The following is a 25,325-nucleotide window of genomic DNA, read 5'->3' on the forward strand; positions in this document are numbered from 1 at the left end:
GAACCCGCCGGGCCTTGCCTACCCAAAATCAGGATTCATTCAATAATATCAGCAGCTTGCCGTTTATGGACGCGCACTAGTCTAGTCTAAGGCATCACCAACACCTCGCTCTGCCCATCATCGCGGCGCCGCCGTACAACCTCTCGCGTCAGATTGCCTATACGGCAAAGCTCACTCCGCTCGCGAACGTGGCAGCCGAGCCGCACGGATCTCCTCAATCGGGTCCAGGTCGTCACAGCATTCGGATGCGGTCGACGGCCAAAAGATTGAGTTGCCCCGCCTTATACAAGCAGGCGCGGTATTGTGCGATCCCACGTCTTGCAAAATATTTCTTTGTCGTTTTCGTATGCCTTTATGTTGGCGATGAGCGAAAAGTTGTCCTTGGTTAAGCTCATGCGCAGATCGTTCTCGATGCGCACGTTCCAGTCCGCTCCGCGCAAATACGACGTGGTGTACCGGCTCGCGACTTTTGCGCTGGTCGGGTCGTGATCAAGGATTTCGGTCACTTCGCTGGCCGTCGTTGACAACTCCGTGCCGATCGAGTCTATCCTGTAGCGTCCGTCGCGTTGGACGGTACGTGTTGTGAGTTTGTTGGTTGCGACATCCCATTCATGGGTTCTGGTCGGCGCCGGCGCTTCCTCCAGGACCGTGCGTCCCGAGGTGGGTTCCGGGACCAAGGCCGGACCAAACGGCTTCAACTGCGCATCCTCGGCGCGCTCTGGTCGCACCGGCAGCTCGAGGTCGGAGCGACCGGCATAAACCGTCAGCGTCACCGGTTCTGGCGAGGGCCAAAAGGCTGGCCAATAGGTCGTCGACACTGCAATTCGAATGCGCCTGCCGGATTTGAAAACATGGGCACAATCCTGCAGTGGCAGGCGGATGCGATAGCGCCTGCCGGGCTCGAGCGGCTCGGGAAACTCATGACTGTTGCGGTGGGTCAGGTTGAGGACCTCATAGGTGACCCGCTTCGACAGGCCGTCGGGCTCGACTTCATTGAGCCGTACGGCTAGGGCCGCGACCGGCGTGTCGACCGCGAGATCGAGCGTGACCACCGGCTGTCCGAGGATCTCGAAATCCTCTTCGAGCGGCTCGGTATCGAATGTCAGTGAGCGCGCGTCGTCAACGCGCTGATCGGTCGGCACCTCGGGGTCGATATAGGCATGCCAGCGCGGCGCCGTTATTCCGACCGTCTGCAAAGGTTTGAGATCGTGGGCGACTTCGGCACCGGCATTGCTCCCCAGTCCGTCCTTGGTGAGATAGAGTTTGCGCGGCGTGATCCGCGGCGATGGCCAGCTTTCCTCGGCCACCCACCGTCCGGGGATCTCATGCACGCCACGCATCATTGGCTCTTGTTGCATCCACACCCGGTACATCGGCTCGGCCATGATGCCGGTATCGATGTCCTTGAGCCAGTGATCCCACCAGCGCAGCGCCTCGGCGAGCCAGTCCATTTTCGGATCTGGACCGGTAGCGTCAGGATATCCGTGACCCCACGGACCCATCAGCCCCTTGCGAGGGCAGGTAAGGTTGGCAAGCATGCTTGGTATCGCGCGGTGCAAAGCATCATCCCAACCTCCCATTACATAAACGGGACATTGAATGGCGCCATAGTCTTCACTGATCGACCCATGCTTCCAAAATTCATCGCGGTGCTGGTGGGCAAGCCAGTCCGCGGTATAGTAATCCAGATTATTCAGGCGCTGCATCCACATCTCGCGCCAGCGGTCTCCAACGATCGCTGGATCCGGTGGACGCGCACAAAGGGCGGGCCAAGCGAGACCCCACCCGAAGAGCATAGCGTCATTAATTAAACCGCCCGTATAGAGTTCCTGCGCGTAACGGTCGTCAATCGCACCAACCGCGATGATCGCCTTGAGTTCAGCCGGACGGCGGACAGCCACTTGCAAAGCGCTGTAACCGCCCCATGAAAGCCCGAACATACCGACCTTGCCGGTGCACCAGGGCTGCCTGGCGAGCCATGCGATGATTTCAACCCCGTCGTCCTGCTCCTTCTGCACATACTCGTCCTGCGGCAATCCCTCTGAGTCACCCGATCCTCGGATATCCAGCCGCACACTAGCGTATCCATGCGACGCCAGGTACAGTTGCGCTACGTCATCGCGCAGACGCGTACCATCTCGCTTTCGGTAGGGAATGTACTCCAGCAGTGCTGGCACCGGACTGTGCTCGACATCCGCAGGCAACCACACGCGCGCCGCTAGCCTCGTTCCGTCGGACATCGGAATCCAGATGTTCTCGATTTGAGTAACAGGTCGCGATCCCATCGCAGGTCTCATTGTCAACCACCCGGGCTTCTTGAGTTCAAACAGACGTCCCGTCGGGCCAACCGGCGTTTGGTGGTCAGCGAAGATGACCGGATCCCCTTCACATCCCAGCGGGCATGCAGGATGCCGCGACTCATAAGATGAGCTGCGGCCGGCGCAATCGAAGAAATGTCAACGGGCAGGTTACATTTATTCGACGGTGAGACTCTGAAACCCCTTGCTATAGATTCGCTGTCACTTTGAAAGCGGCGACTAGGGACTGAAATTCGCTGAACAAAAAGGGGAGCCCAGATTATGACTGCCAAAGCAGGAACTGTGGCCGCCGAACCATCCTCAAAGCTGGCGCCGCGCTCGGGGGCGGCATCGTCGCCTCGGGCATGCCGCTCTCGCAGGCCATCTGGGCAGCCGAAGGCAAGGTGCTCAAAGCGCGGTCCTATGCCAATCTTACCAAACTCGGTCCTGCTTTCGTGGCCAAGGTGCGAAAGGGATGTGATGAACTGCATTTATTCGAAGCTGACGCGCTACAAGCCGGGCTCCGAATGGGGCTGGGAACTGGAGGCAGCGGAAAAGCTCGACCAAGTCGATCCGACGCATATCCGCTTTCGTCTCAAGAAGGGCATCAAGTTCAGCGGCGGTCACGGCCAGTTGACTGCCATAGATGAGACGGGGTGTCCAAGAAGATGGCGCGTGTGCGCGGAAGAGCGCCGCGCGGCGAGCGTTACCGGCCCGGCGTGCCGCATGGGCATGTGTGGTCGCCCCTCGGAACGGTATGGATGGCACCTTCGGACGCCGGACGCGAATTCAAACGGATGCGAGCGATTCCGGATCGCCGGCATCGATCCGCGGCGGCCGAAGTATCCTATCTCCGCCGAGCGCATCCCCGACCGGCGCGTTTTCAAATTTACCGCCGAAAACGTCGCTATGCTGCTGAAGGCACAAGTAGAGTCATCATGTTCGTCAACTGCTCCTTAACCTGGCCCGCGATTATCAGTTCAACCAGATAATCGCCATTTGGCCTAATTTCGGGGAACCATACCCTTGGCAATGCTGTAACGGAGCCCTGAAAAAGGCTTCGGCGGAATCCGAAATAATCTCATCCCGCAGGTTACTTTTTCGCGGCTCACATTCGAATGAAGGTATGTTATCGCTAATTGGAGACGGCGTATGGCGATGATGGGACGGGGCAACGCTTGGACGGCGTGTCGGACGTATATATAAACTGCCTCTGTGCAGCGACGGAGAATGCCGTGGGGGCGAGGAACACCCATCCTGTTGGCCTAGCGCTGAAAGTCTTGCATGAGTAGCCAATTGTGTACTCACAAATGTGTCGGCTCGCACTCGACAGCTTTATGTTTCCGAAGGTTCACGAAAGAACCTTTGCCTAAAACAGGGGAATAGTCATGAAGAAAATCACACCGACAATTTCACGGCGCACCTTCCTTGCCGGATCAGCTAACATACTCGTGGCGCCAATGGTGATCAAGGCCTCGCGTGCCGCGGCAGCGTCCAATTCGATAACGTTCACCGCTTACGGCGGAAGTTTTCAAGAGGCGTTGGAGAAGGCTGCCCTCAAGCCCTTCACTGAGGAAACGGGCATAAAAATCAACATCGTCCCCGTACCGGACCTCGCGAAAGTAAAGGCCCAGATGCTTACCGGCAACGTCGCATGGGACGTTTTTGATGCTGGAGGCCCAACACTCCGTTCTGGATCCAAGCAGGGCTTTTGGGAGCAGTTGGATCCTTCGATGTTTGACCTCGAGAATATGTCGGTCCCACCCGCGGCCGACAGCGTCACGTATGCCTTTTTCGCCGGCGGCATAGCATGGGATCCGAAGAAATACGGCCCCGGAAAGCATCCAACGAACTTTGCCGAATATTTTGACTTGAAGAAGTTCCCGGGACGCCGCGTTCTCCCCAATTCCGCTGAGGAAACGCTGGAGGCAGCGCTTCTCGCCGATGGCGTGGCACCAAAGGACATTTATCCGCTGGATGCCGATCGCGCCTTCAAGGCACTTGATCGTATCAAGCCAAGCATTGCCTCGTGGGCATCTACGTCTACCCAGCGTCTTGCCCTTTTGCAGACAGGCGAGGTTGACTTCAGCTACACCTACGCCAATCGCATCAAAGCGACGAACCAACCGGGCGGAGGAACGCCCGTGGCCTTCTCCTTTGAACAAAACTTGCTCGGGTCCGAAGGCCTGGCGGTGCTCAAGGGCGCACCGAACAAGGAAAATGCGATGAAATTAGTCGCCTACTTTCTGCGTCCAGAAGTGCAGGCGCGAATCTCGGACGCGAGCGGCTTCGCGCCGGTGTCCAAAAAAGCCGCTCCGATGATCTCGGCTGAGGCTCGCAAATGGCAGCCAGACATTACTAACGCTAACCATCTCGTTATCAACGACGCGTACTGGGCAGACAATCTCGAAGAGTTGTCACAGCGTTTCAAGGAATGGGTCCTAAGCTGATTCCTGCATGGTCTGGGACGGGAGGGCGTCCCAGAAACCCCATAACATCACACAACCCGCTAGGGGGCTCATGAATCGGATTAGCAGCATTCGCCCGCAGGCAATGTTCATGTCACCGGCCATCTTGATAGCGGCCGCAGTTGTCTTGCCGCCTCTATTGTATGTCCTCTATACCAGCGTCGATGGATCAGCCATGTCATTCGCCAGTTACGGCGAGGTCGTGACGAGCAGCTTATTTCGGAAAACCCTGACGACAACATTAGTGATTGCTTGTCTGTCATCGTTACTGAGCTTGCTCTTGGGATTCCTTGTCGCCTTACACCTTGCTCGTCAACCTGCTCGGCGCAGGACAATTTTGATGGTGCTTGTCATACTTCCGTTCTGGACCAGTATTCTGGTCAAATGCTTCGCGTTTACGATCATCTTGGGGCGCGACGGGATTATCAACGGTATCCTCAGCTGGATCTTCGATAGCACCATTCATCTGCCGCTTGTGCTTAATCGCGTCGGCCTCCTTGTCGGCATGACCAACTTTCTCATTCCGCTCGTTGTCCTGCCTGTTCTCGCCAGCCTGCTGGCTATCGACGAGGCGATCTACCGCGCCGCCGCTATCATGGGAGCTAAGCCCGGCCGCATCTTCTGGACGGTTACCGTTCCCTTGAGTCTGCCAGGTCTAGTCGTCGCTCTTTTGAGCAGTTTCATGATGTCCTTGGGCGCGTTCATAGTTCCCGCGTTGCTCGGCGGGCCGCAGGATCAAATGCTATCGAATCTCGTCGACTTCTACAACCGAGAGGTGCTGGACTGGCCCAAAGCCGCAGCCATTAGCGTGGTCTTGCTCGGCATGGTTTTCATCTTCACCGTTCCTCTTGCGCTTTGGCGCCGGCGCAAGGTGTGGGAGGCTGCTCGTGTCTGATATCATTCGTGACCCGCATGCGCGTCGCTACCGTGCTATGGGAACCGGGCTGGCGATGACAATTTATCTGTTTCTCTGGGCTCCGATCGTGGTCACGGTCCCGATGGCCTTCGGCCCGACAAATGCGCTGGATTTCCCACCGACGAGTTACTCACTCGACCTGTTCAGGATCTTCTTCAACTCTCCCGGTTGGCTAGGGCCGCTTTTCGAGAGCCTCAAGGTTGCACTGGGAGCCACGGCGGTGGCTATGCTTGCCGGTGTGCCTGCGGGCTATTGGATCGCGCGCCATGAATTCATCGGCAAGGGTCTCATTACCGGAATAATCATGAGTCCGCTTGTCGTCCCCGGCATTGTTACCGCTCTTGGGCTTTATCTGTACCTCAGTTATTTTAGAATCGGCGGAACAACGCTATCCCTCGTGGTCGGGCATGTGGTGGTCATCTTGCCTTTCGTCGTCCTCTTGATCATTGCGGGCGTCCAGAAACTCGACCGCAATCTGGAGTTCGGCGCGGAATTGATGGGGGCGGGGCCGGCACGCATGTTCCTGACCGTGGTCTTGCCCCAGCTCGGTCCGTCGCTCGTAAGCGCTGCGTTTTTCGCCTTTCTGCTGTCGTTCGATGAAGTTATCATTTCTTGGTTCCTGGCCGGCCCCGACACAATCACCCTGCCGGTAAAAATGTTCAGCGCACTAGAGTACGAGCTATCACCAGTCATTGCCGCCGTGTCGACGCTACTGACCGCAATCTCTCTTCTCGTCTCCATCGTTGCGATCGCTTTCAGGACACCGACGCCAATCGAAAACTAGTCAGCACAACAGGCCGAATTTAAGAGAAGGAAGCAATCTCTGATGCCTCAAAAAAAACAGGAGCCGCTCGAGGAGCTTCGCAGGCGGACCTCCCTGGCCACCAAGTTCCCGTGGATGATACTCTCGGGGTTGCCGCCGTTTGCTATCGTGAAAGGGGCGAGACAGCACTTGCGGATGCCTGGCGCCTGCTTATGACTGCGGAGCAGAAGGGTCATTTCTTGGCGGCTCTCGATAAGCTTGAGATCCAGGATGAGCCAACCGCGGTCGCGGCGGCGATGTACCACTATTTCAGTAATTCCATCGGCGGCTTGAACCTGCAGATCGTCATCCCATGCCCGAGGAAAGCCTGGATTAGATACATGACACCATGGGCCACCTACCTTGGCATCGCGGCGTCGCTATTGCCGGCCACGATCCGCCGCACCATGTTTTCGATCAGTCATCCGCGCAATAGCGAGCCTCTTTGCTCCCCGCGTCTAGATTGGGTGTTAACCGGGTCCGTTGCTGACGGCCACCTCTATGACGAGGGTTATTTCTACGAGTACGACCATGATCTGCGCCCGGACGAGGGTATCCGGTGGGTGGAGTCATCACCGGAGTTCGTTCCTGACACGGCTCGAGGACTGAACCCTGAAATTTTGCCGGAAGCTCGCTGGCTAAAGGGCGGCTATAACTTCAGTGTCGACTATTTGCGACATTCCATGATCGTCCTTCATGAGCTTTCGGCGTTCACGCGGCAAACGACGTCATTCGCACTGGAAGGCGGCTATTGGGCACCCAATTCACGGCTGAGTTCGCGCAGATGATGGGAGACACCAAAACGAATCCGCAGGGAATCGCCGAAGTGTGGACGATCACCGATGAAGGAAAGTGGCTGTGGTAGCGCTGGCGCATAGGGAAGCTACGACACTCAGTCGATACAGTGAGGGCTCTGCAACTACCGCGGTGCGCCCCACGCGGACCAACGTTATAGGCGCTGCTCTGCCACCTCAGAAGCAGCCTCTTCAGAGGAGGTCAACCGCTTCCACTTTGCTAAAGCTTGACATCTTGCATGACAGGGAGAACGTTGAAGTTGAAGGACAAGGTGGCGACCGTCACTGGAGCCCCTTGGGGATCGGCGAGACCATAGCCCGCGAATTCGTAGCGGAAGGCGCCCACGTCATTGTAGCCGACACGCCGGACGCCTCCGTCTTGCCTATAGCGTTCCGGTGAAGGAGTGAACTGAATGCGTCATCTCAACTGCATCGGCGCCGGTACGCCGCACGCAATCGATCTAAAGCAAATTTCGAAGACGTATGGAACGGTGACGGCCCTGCATCCGACCGATCTAGACGTGGAGCAGGGCGAATTCCTAACTCTTCTTGGTCCGTCAGGCTCCGGCAAAACCACGCTCCTCAACCTCATCGCGGGCGCGACCGCACCAACAACGGGCGTCATTCACTTGGATGGGCGCGATATTACCCGAATGCCTCCACGCGAGAGGGGGATCGGGATGGTGTTCCAGAATTACGCGCTTATGCCGCACATGACGGTTTTCGAGAATGTGGCTTATCCCCTACGCGCGCGCCGCCAACATACCAATGTAATCCACGCCAAGGTCACGGAGGCGCTCGAACGCGTCGGCCTCCGCGGCTTTGAACATCGGAAACCGCGTCAATTATCCGGCGGGCAGCAGCAGCGCGTCGGTATTGCACGCTGCATTGTCTATTCTCCGGCGATCATCATGATGGACGAGCCGCTTGGGGCGTTGGACAAGAATCTGCGCGATCAAATGCAGGTGGAAATCAAACGTCTCCACAAGGACTTGGGAACGACCATCATCTATGTCACGCACGATCAAGAAGAGGCGTTAAATATGTCCGACCGCATTTGCCTGATGAGTATGGGCAAAATCGCTCAACTTGGCACGCCGGACGAATTGTACTTCCAGCCCCGCAACCGCTTCGTGGCCGAATTCATCGGTGAATCGAATCTGTTCATTGGACGGATGAATGATGGTGGCCGGATGGTGATCGCCGGAAACCAATCTATTGCTGTTCCTAGCGGAAGATGTACCCAAGGGTCGGAACTGCTGGTAATGGTGCGACCCGAGAAAGTGCGCATCAGCACCATTGAGGAACCCGTCGCGAATGGCGACAGTGCCCTGACTGGCGAAATCGTAAGCACTTCATTCATCGGCGGTATGACGCGGGTAACGGCCCACACCGACAATGGACTAACCATCACGGCAAAAATGGTGTCCAGTAGCGCCCGCTCGAGGCCCGAGCCGGGGTCGCGGGTGCGACTTTGCTGGTCATCGTCAGATACGGTGGTTCTCGATGAATGAACGACTACCCCGCCGCACCGCGGTTTCGGTGCTTGCGGACCTAGCCGCCGTTGTAGGTCTTAGATGCCGCAATGGGCCGCCGCTCCGAGCATAGCCAGGAAGGCCTATAGCGGTGGCCAGTCGGTTCATTGCCAATTTCGAACGACGTGTCTGGCCTAGAGGTCAGCGCAAGGAAGAGGACTACAAGAGTGTCGCATTTCGAAGTCCGAACAGTTCCGGCAACTTTAACGCGGGCAGCCGAGCGTTGGCCGAACCAGCGCTTCCTCGTCGATAATAGGACCACTCTGACCTACGAAGAGACCATCAGGAAGGTCCGGGAATTCGCTGCCGGGCTGCGGGCGCTCGGGGTCCAGGCCGGTGACCGCGTGCTAGTCATGATGGACAATCATTGCGATTTTCCGATCACTTGGTTCGCCATCAACTACATTGGCGGCACGATTGTGACCGCCAATACAGCCTACAAGGGTGACTCGCTACAGAATGTGATAGAGAATTCTGAAGCGATGACGGTCATTGCCGAGGGCAAGTATCTCGAACGTCTCAGCGCAGCGGCACCGGAGTGGAAGCCTGCTCGCGTCATAGTGCGGGAGGTCGAGAACGCAGACACCGGGTTCGAGGCGGGCATTGTTGCGTTTGAAGAGGTCCCACAACAAATCCCTGCGGACTTCTCGCCGATTGTAAAGGCGGGTGATCCAGCGGCGATCATCTTTACCTCGGGAACCACAGGGCGCTCAAAGGGCGTGATCGTCCCTCATGGGCTCCTGATCAGCTTCGCCGATCCGGAGCATGTGGCCGAAGCCCGCGAGGGCGACGTGGTACCCGTGATGTACCCCATTTACTACATAGGGGGCATCGAGGTTGTCCTGAACGTGGCGCTGGTAGGGGCGACAGCTGTCATATTCCCGCGGTTCAGCGCCACAACTTTCTGGAAGGCAGCAAAGGAATGCGGGGCGACGTATGTGGGAATAAACGGTACTATGATGAACTTCCTGAACCGCCAGCCTCCCAGCGAACACGACCGCTCCCACAGCGTTCGCCGTCTCCGGATAGCGCCAGTCCTGAATGACATTGATGCCATCAAGAAGCGGTTCAATATCGACCAAGTGTCGACGTGTTATGGCATGACCGAGGCCTCAATCCCTGTCGTCGCACCGTTTGGGCGGGCGCAGCCCGGTGCACTCGGTTGGGCGCGTGACGATTTCGACGTTCGGATCTTTGACTCTGAGGATCGGGAACTGCCTGACGGCGAAATTGGCGAGATCGTGGTGAGGCCGAAGAAACCGTATTCCATGATGCTCGGCTACACCAAGCAGCCGGATGTTGCGGCTATGTGGCGGAACCTATGGCTCCACACCGGCGATCTTGGCCGTCGCACCCCGGACGGGGAATTCTTCTACGTTGACCGGGTCAAGGACTCAATACGGCGTCGCGGGGAGAACGTCTCGTCGCAAGAAGTCGAAAGCTATATCTACCGCCATGACGCCGTATTGGAGTGTGCGGTAGTCGCCGTTCCGGATGAAGTGACTAGCGGCGATGAGATTAAGGCTTACCTCACCCTTAAACCTGGCAAGACTTTCGATTTCCGGGAGTTCATCAAATTCCTGGCTGAAAAGATGCCGTCTTTCTGGGTTCCTCGTTATGTTGAGATCGTCGATGAGATGCCAAAGTCGGACAAAGGAAGTATCGTCAAGCGAGGCCTGAGATCTCTTCCCCAAGGCGACCGGTTCTGGGACAGGGAGGAAGAAGGCATAGTGCTTAAGCGCCATCAATGACCAAATAGGTTAGAGGCCGGTATGTTTATACAAATGTCTGGTCGTCACCTGGCGGTAGGATTATCAAGTGGTTGACAAAAATGTATCCGTCCGTCCGGTGAAGGCCGTCTTGCGGGCTGAGTGCGAACGTCGAAAGTCTTAGGAATAATCCTAGGACTGGCCCTTGACGATGCCGCGGGTGGAGGTGATCACGGGGGTTGAGAGACGCCGCAGTTGGTCAAGGAGGAGAAGGAGCGTCTGGTCGCGGCGTCGCTTGAGCCTGGCGTGTCGGTGTCGGAAGTCGCGCGATCGGCGGGCATTCACGTCAGCCAGCGCTTACGATGGCGCAGGGACTTGTGGGACCGGGTGGATGCCGGTTCGTCGCAGTTGGTCCCGGTCGAGATCGTTTTCGCGGTTGCGCGCCTGCCGTTGAGGTGCCGGCATCATCGGCTTCTCCGGCCGACATCGCCGCCGGAGGAGTGGCATCATCGAGATTGAGCTTGGCGACGGGCGCCGCGTCCCGCGTCGATCGCGACGTGGATACCGAGGCGCTGCGGCGCGTACTGGACGCGCTCGGGCCGCGATGGTTCCGATTCCGAGCGGCGTGCGAGGGTTGTCATCGGTCCTGCAATTCTCCCTGAAAGTGGGCTTTGAAAATTCCCTGATTGGCATTGCCTTTCGGTTCATTCCGGCGGGGCTAGCTCCGCCGGAATGAACCGAGCCGCCATCGGTGCCATGTCCTCTGGGCGAGGAGGCGGCGATGGTTCGACTTGGAGAGCTGATGATGAGATGATGATACTGGAACTACATCGACAGGGCACTTCAATCACCGCCATTGCCAGGCGGACGGGGCGCGACCCGAAGACCGTGCGCAAGTATATCGATCGCGGCGTCGAGGCGCCGGTCTACGGGCCGCGCTCGGTGGGCCTGCCAAGCAAACTGGCGTCGTATATGGACTTCCTCCGCGAACGCGTGACCGCCTTTCCCGATCTCAGCGCGACGCGCCTAACCCGCGAGATCCGTGAACTCGGCTATTTCGGCGCCTACACGGCAGTGAAACGTTACCTCGCTGCCATCCGTCCCGAGAACGGGCCCAAGCCGTACCAGTGGCGCCAGCACCGTCCTGAGCACCTGACGCTGGACGATTACATGAACGCACGTCCCATCAGTGAGCCGCTGGGAATGCTCGACTGCGACGTTCCCGTGCAGGGAGCCGGAGCGTTTGTCATTACCTCAGTAGATCGCGCAAAGTCGGTCGAACGCCGATGGCAAGCCAAGCTTTCGGGCCGATGTCGTTGAGGCGCGGTTTATGCCGACCACCGAACTATGCCGGGCGGGCGCGTTTCCGCCAACGTTCTTTTTATGAATTAGCCGCTGCAGGTTCGGCACAGATTAGCTTCTCTCCGTCGCGATTGGCGCGAAGGAGTAGCGCTTCAGAACGCTCTCCTGTGATCGGACCGCAAATAGCCAGAATAGGAGACTAACAGACGATGACCGCAACAGATTTTCGAGCATCCGCTGACCGCGACGCCTCCGTCGACGTGGCGGCGCAGTTGTTTGGGGAGTTGATCAGGTCTCGCTTCAGCTGCCGTGCCTTTCGCGGAGAAGCTGTGCCGAGGACGACCATCGAGGCCATCCTGAGCACGGCACAGAGAACCCCGTCCTGGTGCAATACGCAGCCCTGGCAGAGCCTCGTCCTCTCCGGCACGGCGACGCGTGCTTTTGCCGAGGCCTATCGGACCGTCGCTGCGACGCAGTCGGGCGTGCCGGATTTCGATTTTCCCGCCGCCTACAAGGGCAAGTACCAGCAGCGGCGGCGTGAGTGCGGCTGGCAGCTCTACGACAGCGTCGGGGTGAAGAAAGGCGACCGCGAGGCCTCCGCCGAACAGGCGCTGCAGAACTACCGCTTCTTCGGCGCGCCCCATCTCGTGCTCATCACCACCGACCGTGACCTCGGCGTCTACGGTGCGGTGGATTGCGGAGGCTATGTCGCGATGTTCACACTCGCCGCGCTCAGCCACGGGGTGCATTCGGTGCCGCAGGCCGCCCTCGCCACGCATCCGAATTTCGTTCGTAACTATTTTGGCCTGCCTGAGGACCAACTGCTCGTCTGCGGCATCGCCTTCGGCTACGCGGACCTGGACCATCCGGCTAATGGCTTCCGGACCTCGCGGGCGGGCCTCGACGAGGCAGTAGCCTGGCTCGATTGACCGGCTTGGCTATCCGGGATGAGGGGATGAGGGGATGAGGCAGCTGGACGTGGGGGGAAGCCCATCCGCCCCGCGGAACCCGACAGCGACGGAGGTGCCGTCGGGGGCATCACGCTGGTTGTATCAATGAGGAGGATTGCCGATGTCAGTTTCCGAGCTTCGATGCCGGCCTGATCGCGGCGGCGGGACTTGTAGTGATAGGTCGACGTGTCGAACTCCAGAACCCGGCATGCCCGCTGGATCGACACGTTCCACTCATCACACGTCTGCGCCACCAGCTCCCGTTTGCGACCAGGCCTCACAGTTTTCGGCGAATGACGTCCCGCATCTCCTTGTCCAAGGACAGATCGGCCACCAGCTTCCTGTGCTTGCCGTTCTCGTCCTCAAGCTGCTTCAGCCGCTTCATCTCAGTCGGCAGCAGTCCGTCGTATTTCTTTTTCCAGTTGAAGTACGTCGCCTGGCTGACCCCGCCCGACGACAGATCTCCGCGATGGGGATTCCGTCAGACCCCTGCTTCAGAATGAACGGCTTCTGCGCGTCCGAGAACTTCGATGCCTTCATCGTCTTCCGCTCCTCCCAGCCAAGGGACGTTACCGCGGAAAACTCCACTTTAGAACGATCCAGTTTTCAGGGATCAGAGCTTCCTAAGCCAAGTAGACGAAGCTGGCACAGGTGAGGTCACCGGTCGCAAACCGTTAATGGCAGCGCCGATTTCGAGGCCGGTAGAACTACCTTCCGATATAGGCACATTCCAAACCCGGTTCTTGCCAAACCGTTCAGTAAGCTTGTGATCGCCATAGATTGGAACATCTTCTCCCAACAGGATCACGCGCTCATCGCGATCCACTACCACCGACCTCCTCAATCTCTTGGCATGTGTTTTCCAACGCTAGGGAGCTCCGAACAGTCGGTGTTCAAGCCAAAAGCCTGTCCTCGAAAGGGTACTGAGTTAATATCTCTATGCCCTCCGTTGTTATAAGCACTTGCTCCTCCAGTTTGACTCCTTCGCAGCCGCCATATTCCCCTAAATAGCTCTCGACACACATCACGGTTCCTGCCTCCAACTCGCCATCATAGCCTTTATTATTCCAATCTTTCCAAAACGGGATGCGCGGGTATTCATCGCAAAGGCCCACTGCGTGCATCAAGGATGAGTAGCGCTGAAACCGCTCGGGTTGCACCGTCCCCTGTTCGCTGAGCTCACGGAAGGACCTTCCAGCCTTCAGAAGAGCGGTGTTCGCGAGAATCTCGTCGTAAGACCGCTTGTAGAGGTCGCGTTGTGCCTGTGTCGGTGCAACGGGTCCACAATGCAGGGTCCGTGACAGATCACAGCAATATCCAAACGGTCCTATCATGTCTGTATCGAAGCCGACCAAGTCACCAGCTTCGATACACCGGTCGCTGGCTTCCTGACCCCATGGGTTTGTGCGCGGCCCAGACGACAAAAGTCTCGTGTCATGCCAGTCGCCATCATTGGCTAGATTGGCATAATTGAGCAAACCCCAAAGCTGGTTTTCCCTCACACCTGGGCGAAGCACTTCGGCGATCTTAGCGACACCATGTTCTGCGACGGCGATCGACCATCTCATGCATTCAATCTCGTCTTCCGACTTGACCACCCTGGCATGCTCCATGAGGGGCTGCGCATCCACGACACGTAGCCCTGCATTCATCAGCGCCTGCGTTGCGGATGGATTCACATACTCCACAGCGATTTGCTTTTCGTCTGTGGTTTCACGCAAGAGCGCCTTCAACTCTGCTGCGAACAGCACCGCATCGTCCTGCATTCGCGGTCCGCCGGAAAAATAGTCCAGACTCCGCGCCGGACGTTTTTCGTCGATGACACTAAATCCGTCCGGGTTAGTGCTGTCTGCCGATCCGAAGTTGATTACCGGCCCTTCAGCGGCAATGTAGAGATAGGTCATGGGCACATGGGCCTGGAAAAGCGGCCAGCGCCGGATATCTGCGGCATAGCGCTGGCTGATTGGGCTGATTAATACGCAGGCGGGTATCGAGCGCAAGCTCAATTGTTCGCGAATACGCGCGAGCCTATATGTCATCAGGCGTTCGAAATTGATGTCCGGGATTGGCCGGACCGCTGAAAGCAGGCTCCAATCATCTGCTACTACTGAAATGTCCGCCGTGTGTTCCATGTTCTCTCATCTTTCAATCTGTAGATGCGGGGACGGGTCTCTACATTACGAACCGGAATGCGCTACGCGAAGTGGACCGCGAAGAAGAGCACTCGCCTCTGTGAACCGGCTAGCTCGGCTATTGGGGGGTTGCGGCACCCAATCAGCATGAATTTTTGACGCATGCGATCTACTTTCCACCCCCGCTTACTCCGCTCGCAGTCCCAACCCAGCAATTCGCCCAACAAATTTTGCGGCAGCTTTCAACTTTGGGCGGAATAACTGCATCATCCAGGCTTGGTCTGATCAGTGGAAGAGGATGTCGATGGGGCTCGTTGAAAGCTGGTCTGCGACGAATCTTCAAAGATCGGAGTCACCATCCTTGCGTTCATCCGTATAGCTGGACGCTCCCGACAACCTGACAACTTCGTGCTGCATCGAGCCCGTGAACTTTTGATCCAGCAGAGGACAATGCGCGGATGCCATGAACCTGAAAGACCTGCTTGGCAATATCCAGACCGACTGTGAAAACCTTCTCCATGGACGGCACTCCCTATTGGACTTCTGACAGCCACTATGACAGCCACTATGACAGCTTGATGCCGGGAGCGGAGGCTGTCCACCCGTCAGGTGATCGGCTCCAAAGCGGCGCAGCATGCCGACCGGCCCTATGCGCTTTTCATAGCCGTGCCGAGGCAGAAGACCATTTGCCGGACCAACGCTGCCGAAAGCTTGAGCTCGCGGCTGAACTTCCTTGCATTCCCAGCCCTCCAGTTCCGTTAAACACCTTATCGTGTTACCCAAGAACACGGCAGCAGCCAAAGGACCACCTCCTATCACGCGTGTGGGTCGATAATAGCGAAAAAAAATCGCCTGCCAGGTGAATCTATTTCAGCTTCACACAGGCCTTCCTGCATGTTGTCATCGGCCACAGGAATAACTCAGGCTGCCGTTTAAGACGGTTGAAAGACTCAGTTCGAAAAAGTTCAGCGCTGATAGCCGCTGACCTAAAACGCCATTGGTTCAGAGGTTTGAGCTAAGGCTGCCTTTGGCGACGATAACGCGGGCGCATTTGTTGAGGATATGGAATGGTTAATGATACCACCAACGCAAAGGCAACAAAGACGGAGCGGAATTCGGCTCCAGTTCCGATGCCCGATCAAACTGATCGCCTAAGTGCTCCGTTTTGGAAGGCCGCGAACGGCAGGCGTCTGGCAATTCAAAGATGCGATGAATGCAAGGAATTTCACCATCCTCCAGTCGGTTTGTGCCCGCATTGCCGTTCTGACAAACTGAGCTTCACCGAAGTAAGCGGAAGAGGGAAGGTCTATAGTTGGGCGATAGTCAGAGGCGCACGTATCGCCGCTTTTGAAGACAAGGTTCCTTATATTGTTGCGTCAATTGAGTTGAACGATGCACCTGGCGTATTCCTTCTCTCGAACATGCCCGGAACGGTGGCGGAGGAGATGCGACACGACATGCCCGTAACAGTCGTCTTTGACGAGATCGCCGAGGGCATTTTCATTCCGCAGTTTGAATCAGCAGAAGCGTAAGGGGTAAATGATGGCGCGGGCTAAGGTTGCCGTTGTCGGCGTGGGGCATTCAAAGATTTATCGCCGGGCAGACGAGCCGCTTGGGAAACTGGCCGTGGATGCAGCTCTGGCCGCAATCGCGGATGCCGGCCTTGAGGTTAAGGACATCGATGGGGTTACGACCTCTCCGGAGCACCCGGCCGCGGGAGCCGGCGCGGTGGACGGACTGGAGATCGTGAGCCCCTGGTTTATGATCAATGCGTTGAAGCTGAACCCAAGCTGGTCGGGCGTAGGCGGTTATCTGGTGGCTCAAGCTTTTGATCAAGCGGTAAACGCCGTCGCGGCGGGCGAATGCAGATTCGCACTTGTTTTCCGCGCCTTGCATAACCCTACCGGCAGATATGGTCGCACCGATCAGCCGATCGTCCACGGCGACAATCAATGGTCGTTTCCTTATGGTCTGACTGGCCCGGTTAGGCCGGCGCAACAACTGAGACGGTATATGCATAAGTACGGTGGCACGAAGGAGCAGTTGGGCAAGTTCGTGGTTCGTAACCGTGAATACGGCCTGAAAAATCCGAACAGTTACTGGCGCCAGCACAGTCCTGAGCACCTGACGCTGGACGATTACTTGAACGCTCGCCCCATTAGTGAACCGCTGGGACTGCTCGACTGCGACATGCCCGTCCAGGGGGTCGGAGCGTTTGTCATTACCTCAGCCGATCGCGCGAAGTCTCTGGTTCAGCGACCGGCCTATGTTCTCGGCAGCGCCATTTGCCCCGAGTTTTTCTCGCCGGTGTATTTCTCTCCGCGAGTGGAACACGAGATCGACGTGGCCCGACGTATGGGAAAGCATCTTTATGCGAACGCGGGTGTCACGGTAAAGGATATTGATGTTGCTAACCTGTATGACGGCTACACGCCCTTTGTTGCCTATTACGCCGACGCCATGGGGTTTTGCTCCGAGGGCGACGGACTGGCCTGGATCGCCGATCCGGACGTTCCCCTGAACACCTCAGGAGGCAACCAGGGATGTGGCCGTATTCAGGGTGTGCCGCATATCATGGACAGTGCGATGCAGGTTATGGGCCGCTCCGGCGAGCGTCAGGTCACAGGCGCAAATATCGCGCTGGCCTGTGTCGGATCGCCTATGGAGTGTGTCGGCTTAGTCTTCTCGAGTGAAGCATGAGAAACAATTGAACTCGCGGAAGGCGTGGCAAGCCGCGTAAACGGAGCCTTGTCGCGCGCTCCAAAACGCCCGGTAGGACGGTTCAACGATAAACTGCGCCACCCGGAGAGGCTGCTCCGTGGCCAACTCTATTCAGGAACTTTGGGAGTTTAATGATGGCAACCCATCCTATTCAGACACTTTGGGAGTCAAAAGGCAATCATCTCACTTGGGAGGAGGTGGAGGTGGGTGCGCAACTGCAGCAGCTGCGCTTCCCAATAACTTGGAAGACCATGGCAATTGCCGCAGCGGGGACACGAGATTTCTTCCCCTACCACCATCATCCGACCCAGCCCAAAGAGCTTGGCATGCGTGGACCGTTTGTCAACACGATGTTCTTCCAAGGACTGTTCTCCCGCTTCACAACGGACTGGTCGGGACCGGAAAGTTTCGTAATTTCCCTTGACCTGCAAATGGTAGATCAGCTCATCCCCGGTGACACCGCGATCGTCTCAGGAACAGTGACTGGCAAGTCAACAGATCCTGAGCGGGTCGAGCTGAAACTTAAGATCGAGAACCAGATCGGGGTGGTAGCACTCTCGACCGTGTGGCTCGCGATGCCCTCGCGACGAGGTGACGCCATCTCGCCATCACTTGAAGACGAGGCACTGCCTGATCCGGATCCCGCCATGCCGGCCGAGGCAAAAGAGTGGTACGGGCGTGAGCTGGTGCGGCAGGCGGTCTACCCCGTCAGCGAAGCGCAGATCGGCCTATGGGCAGATGCTGTACAAGACGCCAACCCCTTGTATGCCCCGACGGAGTATGCGGCCCGTAGCCGTTTCGGCGGCATGATCGCTCCGCCAGTCTCACTGCTTACGTGGATCCAGCCACGTGCCCACCAGCAAGGGCCGGATATCAGGCACCCCGATGTCGACAATCCCGATCAGCCGCCGTGGCCGAACATGGCAAGCGGGTCAGCCACGGCGCAATTTCGGATGCCAGGTGTGTCCGAGATCATCGTGCCCAAGATCACCCTCGAATGCGGCAGCCCATACCGTCCAGGAGATACCGTCTCAATGACTTCCTCTCTGGCTGCTTGCAGTCCGCGCAAGCGCACACGATTGGGAGACGGATACTTTGTGACCTTCAAGGAAATCTACAAGAACCAGCTAGGTGATATCACCGGAAGAATTTTCATGACGCTCTTCCAATACGGCACCAAATGAGGAGGAGAATGAACCGTGGAATTCGTCTTTTCGGACGAATAGATTGCAATCTATAATCTGAATTGGACCCTCTGCGAGAAGGACTTGATAAATCACGGAGAGCTGCTGGAGATGAGCTCCGGCAGGTTCCCCTCGTTGGAGCTGGAGTTCTGGAAAAAAGGAATTTTAGGCTGGCCTTATACTTGCAAACTACTGACCAGCGTGGGATGCGCGAGTATATCCTCGTGGAGAAGGGCCTGAGGAGGAAGTACGGGAGCATCCCGGGACGCAGCAATCCCTTCCTGGAAGGAACACCGATGACCGACGAGGTGATGAACCTGCGGGCGCTCGTGAAGAAACGCGGGCCGGGGACCGTTTAGCCCGTCCTATTCACGAGCGGCCTGGGTCCTTGCCGCTGGGCGTTCGGTCATGAAGGTGTGAGGCGTCTTTTCCACCGCAGCTGAGACTGGACTTTGGAACGCGCTGGAGGGTCAAGGTGTCGGTTCGGCGGGGCTTTGATGCCCCGGCGCTTATGGCCCTTCGGGCTGCAGCGTGATGGCAATCGCTCGGAACAGACTTGCCTCGGGACAGGCGGCGGCGAAGGCTAGGCGGATGCGCGAGACGGTTTCGGTAACGCGGGCGCCCAGCTTGAGAAGCCTGAGCCGCAGTGTAGCGAACTCGGCGTTGCTGAGATGATTGGTCGTGGGCACCGCCTCGCGTAGGGTGAGCATCAACCAGTATGCGGCGGTGTGCAGGACGAGGCGCACCTGGTTGGCAATCGGTGAGCGGCAGCTGGTGCGGTCGGAGGCGAGCTGGCTCTTGTGCATCTTGATCAGGTTTTCGGCCTGGCCACGCGCGCAGTAGATCACGTCGTAGACATGCTCGGCGGAGCCTTTGTCGAGATTGGTGACGACGAAGCGGATGTCGAGGCCGCGGGTGGTTGCCTCGATGCGGGCGCAGGCGCGGCGTTGCGTCTTCCAGGATTTCGCCTTGTATCGGGTCTCGGCATAGCCGCGCAGCACCGGCTTCTGCTCGAGCGCGCGGCGGGTGCGGATATCGTCGGCGGCTTCATCAACGAGACGCTGGAGAACCTTGTTGCCGGGCAATCCGAAGAGGTAGTCGACCGCATTGTTCTCGCACCATGCCATGACTTCCGCCCGGCCATAGTGGCCATCGCCGCGGACCAGGATGCGGGTGGTCGGCCAGCGGGCGCGGATGCGCCGGACAAGCCGGCGCAGATGGCTGCGGATCTCCTTGCCCGTCGGGGTCTTGCCAGGACGCAGGATCATGGCGACCGGGCGTCCGGTCGCGGCGTCGTAGATGTGGATCGGCAGGAAGCAGCGCTCGTCGTAATGGGCGTTGAAGAGCGAGAGCTGCTGATGGCCGTGAACGACATCAACCGTGTCGTCGATGTCGAGCGTGACGCTTTTGGGCGGCGCGGCATAGCTCGACAGCCACAGATCGACCAGCACCCAGCCGAGCCGGATGACTGTGCGCAGGTCGGGCAGGTTCTCCAGGCGCGAGCAGGTCGGCTGCGAGCACAGATCAATCCCGCTGTCGGGCAGCCGCCCGCAGGCGAGCTTGAAGGCCGGGTCGGTGCGCAGTCGGTCGAGATCGTTGGCATCCTCGTAGCCGCATGCGATCGCAAAGATGCGGGCGCGCACAATGTCGGCAATGGCGTGCGTCACCCGCGCTGGATCACGCGGATCGTGGATCGCGGCGGCCAGCCTGTCGGCCAGTTGCAGGCGTCGCTCGGCCGCGGCCAAAAGCATGACACCACCATCCGAGGTGATGCGCCCGCCGTCAAACGCAGCTGTGATCTTCTTGCGTCCAACGGCTGGAAATGAGAGCGGCAGCAACGTATCATCGGTCATGGCGGGTGTGGCTCGCGAGAGGCGGTGGCAGGGTTAGCTTAGACAACCGAATCCTACGCCAAATCAATCGCTTAGGCTACATCCGCCAGCCTCTCAGACCGGTCGTCGTGCATAAGACGGGTTAGTTACCCATCCCGAAGCTCCGGCGGGCTCATACTTCTCGCGCTTTCTGGAGCTGAGCCGCTTGCGCTGCGCAGGATGGCGCGCAATCGCGCCAGCAGTTCCTCCATTGCGAAAGGCTTCGGCAGATAGTCGTCGGCGCCGGCGTCGATCCCCTCCACGCGCTTGCTCCAGGAGCCCCGCGTGGTAAGCACGAGCACACCGGAAAGTCACAACCGCTCGCTCGCCAGCGCTTCAGCACCGACATTCCGTCCATCTGCGGCAAGCCGAGATCGAGTATGGGGGCGGCATAGTCCTCGATATCGCCCTTGAATTGTGTTTCGGCGTGCAATTTTGGGTCAGACTCAATCTCGCTGCATGTGGAGGGTGATGTCGCGCAATTTTCGAGAGGGAATCAGCGCGATGGAACAGAGATTTGGGTCAACGAGACTGGTGCCAGCGGGGTTGCTCGTCGAGTATGCCGAAATCAACACGGATTGTGTATTTCTTGACGTGCGCGCTACGGCGCTTTCGGCAACGTGCCCGTGCTGCGGGACGAGTTCACGCCGGCCCCAGAGCCGATATACGCGGCAAGCCGCCGATCTGCCCATCGCTGGCCGGCGGGTGGTCTTGCGGGTGACGGTTCGCCGTTTCTGGTGCGACGCCGTTCTTTGCCGCCGCCGCATTTTTGCCGAGCGGTTTGGCGCCGATGTTTTAGCCCCGTTATCGCGGAGAACCGGACGCCTTGAGACCATCGTTCATCACTTGGGACTGGCGCTGGGCGGAAGGCCTGCCGCAGCCTTTGCCGATCGCCTGATGATGCCGGTGAGCAACGATACCCTGTTGCGTGTCGTGCGCCGGCGGACTGAACCGCCGCGCGACAAGCTCGCCATCATCGGCATCGACGACTTCGCGTTCCGGCGCGGCCAACGATACGGGACGATCGCCTGCGATCTTGAGCGCCGCAGGCCAGTGACATTGCTGCCTGATCGTGAACAGGCGACATCGCAGGCTTGGCTGGCGAACCATCCTTCCATTGTGACTGTCGCTCGCGATCGGGGTGGCGGATATGGCGAGGCGATCGCCAAGGCCTTGCCTCATGCCGATCAGGTGGCCGACCGCTGGCATCTGATGGAAAACGCCAGCCGCGCTTTCCTTGATGCAGTCAGCAAGTCCATGCGGCATATCCGAAAGACCGTCGGCAGCACCATCATCGATCCAAAGCTTCTCACCTATGCCGAGCGGCTGCAATATGAAGGATATCTGCGTCGCCAGGAGACAAACGAGGCCATTCTGGAATTGTCGAAGCAGGGTGTGCCGATCAAGCAGATCGTCAAGCGTACCGGACATAGCCGCAAGCTCGTCCGCTGCGTCCTGCGCGGTCAGCGCTCCGACATGTTTCGCGTCCGGCAGAGTTCGCTCGAGGAATGGCTTCCCTGGCTTGACGGCCGCTGGGACCAAGGCGCGCGCAATGCTTCGGCGCTCTGGCGCGAAATGCGTAAGGAAGGCTTTCGTCGCCAGATCGGCGTCGTCTCTGATGGGCACGGCGCAGACGCCTTGCTGAAAGGGCCGATCAGAGCGCACTTGCCCGCACGCCTTCGGCACGAAGCATTGCCAGGCTCATGACGCTGGTGCGTGACGACCTGTCCAAATCAGACGCTGTACTGATCGCGGCAATCGAGAGCAATGTTCCTGACCTCGTCACCGCGCGAACGCTGATCGACGACTTTCAGCAGATGATCCGATCAAAGGCCGTCACAAAACTGGACGCTTGGCTCGAGGGCGCGAAGGCAAGCCTCGTCGGCTCCTTTGCAAACGGGGTCGAAAAGGACATCGCCGCAGTCCGCAACGCCATTGTCTCTCCGTGGTCGAATGGCCAGACAGAAGGCCAGATCACCAAGTCAAGCGGCAAATGTACGGCCGCGCTAAGGTTGATCTGCTTCAGGCGCGCCTCGTCGGTGCAACTTAGGCTGTGGCCGCAGCGAGAGTGCGACAGACCCAATTTTGACCCCCCTGTTGATGGCGATCTGCGACCATCCGCTTGTCTCGGCGAGCGGATGGAGGGGGGATGAAGTCGGTGTATACGATTGCCCGTGTTCGGCGCGCTTTTTATGTTCAGGGCTGGTCCGTCAAACGGATCTGCCGGGACCTTCATCTGTCGCGCAACACGGTGCGCAAGATCCTCTGGTCTGACGAGACGTCCTTCTCCTATGAGCGCGAGCGGCAGCCGATGCCGAAGATCGGACCCTGGGAGGACCAGTTCGATGCGCTCCTGAGCAGCAACCGCGGGAAGTCCGGCCGTGACCGCCTGACGCTGGTGCGGATATACGAAGAGCTTCACCGGCTCGGCTACGAAGGCGGCTATGATGCGGTCCGGCGCTGCGCCAAGAGCTGGGCGAAGGCGCAAGGGTCGGCGTCGGAGGACGCCTATGTGCCGCTGTTCTTCCCGCCCGGCGACGCCTACCAGTTCGACTGGAGCCACGAGATCGTCCTCATCAACGGCGTGACGGTGACCGTGAAGGTGGCCCATGTCCGGCTCTGCCACAGCCGCATGATGTTCGTGCGGGCTTATCCGCGCGAGACGCAGGAGATGGTGTTCGATGCGTAAGCGGTGCGCCAAGGCACCTTTCCCGAAGCCGTCTTGATGGTTAGGTCGCTCGTTGGTCAGCGCGCCGGCGCCGATCACTCTGGGTGGTGGTGGGTAACATAGTGGAGTTCTCGAATGGCGGGGATGACCAGGGCGATGTCTTTGTACGCCTCGTGCTCGATGAAGTGCGCGGTCTCGGGTCCCGGCCTGGGCTTGCCAAGGACGGGCCGCCCCTTTTTGTCGACGCAGTAGATCAGGATCGGCAGCAGCAGGCCGTGATTGGGGTTGTTGAGGTCGAGTAGCCGTTTCCAGCGTTTGATGTTGAGATTCATGGCTGCGTAGAAGCCCTGGCACCACGGCCGCGGGTCGATGCCGCCGCTGGGCTTGGCGGCGAAGCGGGGCGCAAAATCCTGCGGTCTGTCGAAGAGCGTCTCGTTGATCCGGTTGTGGATCCTGGCGACGCTGGCAAACACGGCGTGATGGGTGCCAGAGCCTTTGGCCAGGACGTCGCGCGGCAGCCCCATGAGCGGGCACATCCAGTCTTGCGGGTCCGCGAACCGCGGCCCGGTGACCGCCGCCGTGACGAAGCCATCCAGCCGCCGACATGGTGCGCACCAGCGGGCGGGGGTTGGTCTTGGCCGCCATCCAGGCCTCGTGCGCCTCGTCCGGCAGCGCCATGTCATCGATCGCGCTCATGCCGCCAAGGGGAGCGGCATCTCTTGGCGGCGCACCCAGTTCCACGGCATCAGTTCGTCCCAGCGCGAGGCTGGCCAGTCGTTCTGGATGCGCTCGGTGACATCGGCCATGTAGGCTTCGGCATCGACGCCGCAGAGCTTGCAGGTCTCGATGATGCTGAGCACGACCGCTGACCGCTCGGCCGCGGCGAAGCTGCCCGAGAAAAGCCAATTGCGCCTGCCGACCGTAAATCCGCGAATGGCCCGCTCCGCAATCAGGTTGTCGGGCTCGAGCTGGCCATCATAGAGGAAGCGGTTGAACGCGCGCCATCGCTTGGCGCCATAGGCGAAGGCCTTGGCGATATCGGCATGGTGCGACAAACCCTTGCCCTGGCGCATGAGCTGTCGTCGCAGCGCGCGCACCAGTGGTCGGGTCCGCTTTCGTCGTGCGGCCAATCGCTCGGCCGGCGGCAGCCCCCGGATCTCCTCCTCGATCCGGTAGATCGCCTGGATACCGGCCATCGCCGTCGTGCTGAGCTCGGTCGGTTGGCTGTCGTGAACGTCGAATATCTTGCGGCGCAGATGGGCCAGGCAGGCAGCTTCTCGAATGGCGCCGCCCTTGTAAAGCTGATTGTAGCCAGTGAACCCGTCGGCCTGAAGCGTGCCGGCAAATCCGGCGAGCTCGCTCAGCACGCTCTCGCCAGCGCGGCCCATGATGGCGCGATACCAGGCGAGCGGCGGCTCCTGCGAGCCCGAGTTGCGGTCGTCGGCGACGTAAACCCAGAGCGCGCCCTTGTGGGTTCTTGCCGGTGCTCGGCGCCAGGATCGGAAGCCGCGTGTCGTCGGTGTGAATCTTGGTGCGGGTACAACCGATCTCACGGATCCGGTTGTAGATCGGATCGAGCAGGGCGGCGGCGTAGCCGGCGCTGCGCGCAAGCGTGGATCGCTCGATATCGACGCCTTTGGCGGCCATCATCTGGCTCTGGCGATAGAACGGCAGATGATAACCCCACTTCGCCATCATGATGTGGGCGAGCGCGGCATAGCTGAGCTTGCCGCGTGCAATGGCCTTGGCTGGTGCCGGCGCCTGGATGATCTTATCGCAGGTCCGGCAGCTGTACTTGGGTCGAATGGTCTCGATCACCTGCCAGGCCTGGGCGACGAGATCGAGCATCTCCTCGCTATCTTGGCCCATGGCGCGCAAAGCGCCGCCGCAGCCCGGGCAGCATGCGCACGACGGTTCGTGAACGATCCTCTTGCGCGGCAGGTTCGGGTTGAGCTTGCGCATCGGCAACGGTATTC

General features: G+C 59.0%; 19 protein-coding genes and 7 pseudogenes. 17 read left to right on the forward strand and 9 right to left on the reverse strand.

From position 1 onward, the window contains the following. Positions 1–281 precede the first annotated feature (281 nt). Entirely contained in the window at positions 282–2,285 is a 2,004-nt protein-coding gene (locus tag NKI70_RS27510) for a CocE/NonD family hydrolase (protein ID WP_352725521.1), read from the reverse strand. A gap of 645 nt (positions 2,286–2,930) precedes the next feature. Here NKI70_RS27510 and NKI70_RS27515 point away from each other — a divergent pair. From NKI70_RS27515 to NKI70_RS27560, 11 genes and pseudogenes are all read left to right on the forward strand, one after another. Further along, a pseudogene (locus tag NKI70_RS27515) lies at positions 2,931–3,031 on the forward strand (IS630 family transposase); the annotation flags it as partial. Continuing rightward, positions 3,030–3,257: a hypothetical protein gene (locus NKI70_RS34070; protein WP_502898944.1), complete on the forward strand. Its 228-nt coding sequence runs from the start codon at positions 3,030–3,032 to the stop codon at positions 3,255–3,257. The pseudogene NKI70_RS27515 and the gene NKI70_RS34070, both read left to right, overlap by 2 nt. 428 nt (positions 3,258–3,685) lie before the next feature. Continuing rightward, positions 3,686–4,747, forward strand: a complete 1,062-nt coding sequence (locus NKI70_RS27520) for an ABC transporter substrate-binding protein (protein WP_352725523.1) — start codon at positions 3,686–3,688, stop codon at positions 4,745–4,747. Positions 4,748–4,856: 109 nt separating this feature from the next. After that, complete coding sequence (locus tag NKI70_RS27525; RefSeq protein ID WP_352725525.1) at positions 4,857–5,660, forward strand: ABC transporter permease; 804 nt, start codon at positions 4,857–4,859, stop codon at positions 5,658–5,660. Then, positions 5,653–6,465, forward strand: coding sequence for an ABC transporter permease (locus NKI70_RS27530; RefSeq protein WP_352725527.1), 813 nt, complete (start codon positions 5,653–5,655; stop codon positions 6,463–6,465). The genes NKI70_RS27525 and NKI70_RS27530 overlap by 8 nt, the downstream gene beginning before the upstream one ends. A 191-nt stretch (positions 6,466–6,656) precedes the next feature. Further along, positions 6,657–7,271: a hypothetical protein gene (locus tag NKI70_RS27535; RefSeq protein ID WP_352725529.1), complete on the forward strand. Its 615-nt coding sequence runs from the start codon at positions 6,657–6,659 to the stop codon at positions 7,269–7,271. 419 nt (positions 7,272–7,690) lie between these two features. Further along, on the forward strand, positions 7,691–8,791 hold the full coding sequence (locus NKI70_RS27540) for an ABC transporter ATP-binding protein (RefSeq protein WP_352725531.1): 1,101 nt from the start codon (positions 7,691–7,693) through the stop codon (positions 8,789–8,791). A 188-nt stretch (positions 8,792–8,979) separates the two neighbouring features. Beyond that, on the forward strand, positions 8,980–10,563 hold the full coding sequence (locus NKI70_RS27545; RefSeq protein ID WP_352725533.1) for an AMP-binding protein: 1,584 nt from the start codon (positions 8,980–8,982) through the stop codon (positions 10,561–10,563). Between the two features lie 213 nt (positions 10,564–10,776). After that, a complete protein-coding gene (locus NKI70_RS27550) occupies positions 10,777–11,040 on the forward strand; it encodes a transposase (RefSeq protein WP_352725535.1) in 264 nt (87 codons plus the stop codon). A gap of 291 nt (positions 11,041–11,331) precedes the next feature. After that, a pseudogene (locus NKI70_RS27555) lies at positions 11,332–11,667 on the forward strand (IS21 family transposase); the annotation flags it as partial. 365 nt (positions 11,668–12,032) lie between these two features. Next, positions 12,033–12,752 (forward strand): nitroreductase, encoded by a 720-nt coding sequence (locus NKI70_RS27560; RefSeq protein ID WP_352725537.1) that lies wholly within the window; start codon positions 12,033–12,035, stop codon positions 12,750–12,752. Positions 12,753–12,904: 152 nt separating this feature from the next. Here NKI70_RS27560 and NKI70_RS27565 read toward each other — a convergent pair. From NKI70_RS27565 to NKI70_RS27575, 3 genes and pseudogenes are all read right to left on the reverse strand, one after another. Next, positions 12,905–13,313 (reverse strand): annotated as a pseudogene (locus tag NKI70_RS27565) (transposase); the annotation flags it as partial. Between the two features lie 73 nt (positions 13,314–13,386). Beyond that, positions 13,387–13,605 (reverse strand): hypothetical protein, encoded by a 219-nt coding sequence (locus NKI70_RS27570; protein WP_352725539.1) that lies wholly within the window; start codon positions 13,603–13,605, stop codon positions 13,387–13,389. A 61-nt stretch (positions 13,606–13,666) separates the two neighbouring features. After that, positions 13,667–14,905: a M24 family metallopeptidase gene (locus NKI70_RS27575; protein WP_352725541.1), complete on the reverse strand. Its 1,239-nt coding sequence runs from the start codon at positions 14,903–14,905 to the stop codon at positions 13,667–13,669. Positions 14,906–15,972: 1,067 nt separating this feature from the next. Here NKI70_RS27575 and NKI70_RS27580 point away from each other — a divergent pair. The 4 genes from NKI70_RS27580 to NKI70_RS27595 all read left to right on the forward strand — a co-directional run bounded on the left by NKI70_RS27580 (position 15,973) and on the right by NKI70_RS27595 (position 19,169). Further along, positions 15,973–16,437: a Zn-ribbon domain-containing OB-fold protein gene (locus tag NKI70_RS27580; RefSeq protein WP_352725543.1), complete on the forward strand. Its 465-nt coding sequence runs from the start codon at positions 15,973–15,975 to the stop codon at positions 16,435–16,437. Between the two features lie 10 nt (positions 16,438–16,447). After that, a complete protein-coding gene (locus NKI70_RS27585; protein ID WP_352725545.1) occupies positions 16,448–17,605 on the forward strand; it encodes a thiolase family protein in 1,158 nt (385 codons plus the stop codon). 155 nt (positions 17,606–17,760) lie between these two features. Then, positions 17,761–18,810: an FAS1-like dehydratase domain-containing protein gene (locus NKI70_RS27590; protein ID WP_352725547.1), complete on the forward strand. Its 1,050-nt coding sequence runs from the start codon at positions 17,761–17,763 to the stop codon at positions 18,808–18,810. A gap of 206 nt (positions 18,811–19,016) precedes the next feature. Continuing rightward, on the forward strand, positions 19,017–19,169 hold the full coding sequence (locus tag NKI70_RS27595; protein ID WP_352725549.1) for a hypothetical protein: 153 nt from the start codon (positions 19,017–19,019) through the stop codon (positions 19,167–19,169). A 150-nt stretch (positions 19,170–19,319) separates the two neighbouring features. On the opposite strand, the gene NKI70_RS27600 is transcribed toward NKI70_RS27595, so the two are convergent. Further along, entirely contained in the window at positions 19,320–20,663 is a 1,344-nt protein-coding gene (locus NKI70_RS27600) for an IS1380 family transposase (protein WP_352725551.1), read from the reverse strand. Positions 20,664–20,836: 173 nt separating this feature from the next. Further along, a pseudogene (locus tag NKI70_RS27605) lies at positions 20,837–21,105 on the reverse strand (response regulator); the annotation flags it as partial. 80 nt (positions 21,106–21,185) lie between these two features. On the opposite strand from NKI70_RS27605, the pseudogene NKI70_RS27610 reads away from it, so the two are divergent. Together NKI70_RS27610 and NKI70_RS27615 are read left to right on the forward strand one after the other, a co-directional pair. After that, positions 21,186–22,731 (forward strand): annotated as a pseudogene (locus NKI70_RS27610) (ISL3 family transposase). A 99-nt stretch (positions 22,732–22,830) separates the two neighbouring features. Continuing rightward, a pseudogene (locus tag NKI70_RS27615) lies at positions 22,831–23,367 on the forward strand (terminase gpP N-terminus-related DNA-binding protein); the annotation flags it as partial. 77 nt (positions 23,368–23,444) lie between these two features. Here NKI70_RS27615 and NKI70_RS27620 read toward each other — a convergent pair. The 3 genes and pseudogenes from NKI70_RS27620 to NKI70_RS27630 form a co-directional block, all read right to left on the reverse strand. Continuing rightward, a complete protein-coding gene (locus tag NKI70_RS27620; protein ID WP_352725553.1) occupies positions 23,445–24,032 on the reverse strand; it encodes a UPF0149 family protein in 588 nt (195 codons plus the stop codon). Positions 24,033–24,041: 9 nt separating this feature from the next. Then, positions 24,042–24,902 (reverse strand): IS66 family transposase, encoded by an 861-nt coding sequence (tnpC, locus tag NKI70_RS27625; RefSeq protein WP_352725555.1) that lies wholly within the window; start codon positions 24,900–24,902, stop codon positions 24,042–24,044. After that, a pseudogene (locus tag NKI70_RS27630) lies at positions 24,871–25,311 on the reverse strand (IS66 family transposase zinc-finger binding domain-containing protein); the annotation flags it as partial. The gene tnpC and the pseudogene NKI70_RS27630, both read right to left, overlap by 32 nt. Positions 25,312–25,325 lie beyond the last annotated feature (14 nt).

Origin of the sequence: Mesorhizobium sp. M0500, from assembly GCF_040321165.1 — a bacterium.
In the GTDB taxonomy this organism is placed as follows: Bacteria; Pseudomonadota; Alphaproteobacteria; order Rhizobiales; family Rhizobiaceae; genus Mesorhizobium.

Excerpts from the sequence above, each read along its gene's own strand:
- NKI70_RS27590 (WP_352725547.1), top strand. The coding sequence starts at position 17,761 with ATGGCAACCCATCCTATTCAGACACTTTGGGAGTCAAAAGGCAATCAT.
- NKI70_RS27620 (WP_352725553.1), bottom strand. The coding sequence starts at position 24,032 with ATGACATGGCGCTGCCGGACGAGGCGCACGAGGCCTGGATGGCGGCCA.
- NKI70_RS27525 (WP_352725525.1), top strand. The coding sequence starts at position 4,857 with ATGTCACCGGCCATCTTGATAGCGGCCGCAGTTGTCTTGCCGCCTCTA.
- NKI70_RS27560 (WP_352725537.1), top strand. The coding sequence starts at position 12,033 with ATGACCGCAACAGATTTTCGAGCATCCGCTGACCGCGACGCCTCCGTC.
- NKI70_RS27600 (WP_352725551.1), bottom strand. The coding sequence starts at position 20,663 with ATGACCGATGATACGTTGCTGCCGCTCTCATTTCCAGCCGTTGGACGC.
- NKI70_RS27535 (WP_352725529.1), top strand. The coding sequence starts at position 6,657 with ATGACTGCGGAGCAGAAGGGTCATTTCTTGGCGGCTCTCGATAAGCTT.
- NKI70_RS27575 (WP_352725541.1), bottom strand. The coding sequence starts at position 14,905 with ATGGAACACACGGCGGACATTTCAGTAGTAGCAGATGATTGGAGCCTG.
- NKI70_RS27580 (WP_352725543.1), top strand. The coding sequence starts at position 15,973 with ATGGTTAATGATACCACCAACGCAAAGGCAACAAAGACGGAGCGGAAT.
- NKI70_RS27540 (WP_352725531.1), top strand. The coding sequence starts at position 7,691 with ATGCGTCATCTCAACTGCATCGGCGCCGGTACGCCGCACGCAATCGAT.
- NKI70_RS27585 (WP_352725545.1), top strand. The coding sequence starts at position 16,448 with ATGGCGCGGGCTAAGGTTGCCGTTGTCGGCGTGGGGCATTCAAAGATT.
- NKI70_RS34070 (WP_502898944.1), top strand. The coding sequence starts at position 3,030 with ATGTGTGGTCGCCCCTCGGAACGGTATGGATGGCACCTTCGGACGCCG.
- NKI70_RS27520 (WP_352725523.1), top strand. The coding sequence starts at position 3,686 with ATGAAGAAAATCACACCGACAATTTCACGGCGCACCTTCCTTGCCGGA.
- NKI70_RS27510 (WP_352725521.1), bottom strand. The coding sequence starts at position 2,285 with ATGGGATCGCGACCTGTTACTCAAATCGAGAACATCTGGATTCCGATG.
- NKI70_RS27595 (WP_352725549.1), top strand. The coding sequence starts at position 19,017 with ATGCGCGAGTATATCCTCGTGGAGAAGGGCCTGAGGAGGAAGTACGGG.